Genomic DNA, 577 nt, shown 5'->3' with positions numbered 1-577 from the left:
GTCTGATAAGCATTTGTATGCATTTATAAATGAATTACGAACGAAGGAGGCGACATGATCTCCATTATCGAAGGCTAATTTTACTCTAAATAGAATACCCTGCGAAAATTCGCAGGGCATTCGGTCATTTATAGACGCGTAATCAAAGCTGTCCAGCCCGTTTGATGGCTCGCTCCTAAACCCCTGGAGGTATCGCCGTCAAAATGTTCATAATACAGAATCAGGTCTTTAAAATAAGGATCTTCCGCGTAGATGACATCTTTGCCGAAACAGGGTCTTAGTCCCTTTTCGTCTGGTCGAAACGCGTGCCATAACCGGGTAGTCAGGAATGCCGCCGCATCGGTTAGATTACCACAATTTTCACTGCCTGCCGGTAACGCTACCTGCACCTGATCCTGGTAATAATTTCCGAATTCTTCCAGCGATTTGACGATGAAGAAATTGAACGGATACCATACCGGACCTCTCCAGTTTGAATTTCCGCCAAACATGTTGGAGTCGGATTCGCCGGGCGTGTACCGAATCTCTTTCGGTTCACCCGCAATTTCCATGGTAAAGGGATTACGATAAGCGGCTG

At 46.1% G+C, this 577-nt stretch carries 1 pseudogene; it reads right to left on the bottom strand.

The annotated features are described in order from the left end of the window. Nucleotides 1-128: 128 nt before the first annotated feature. Nucleotides 129-577, bottom strand: a pseudogene (locus BWI97_RS27890) (glucosidase); the annotation flags it as partial.

The sequence above is a fragment of the Siphonobacter sp. BAB-5405 genome, from assembly GCF_002872335.1.
Taxonomy (GTDB): domain Bacteria; phylum Bacteroidota; class Bacteroidia; order Cytophagales; family Spirosomataceae; genus Siphonobacter.
Note: the sequence above shows the minus strand (reverse complement) of the source record. Positions and strands in the feature narration are given on the sequence as shown.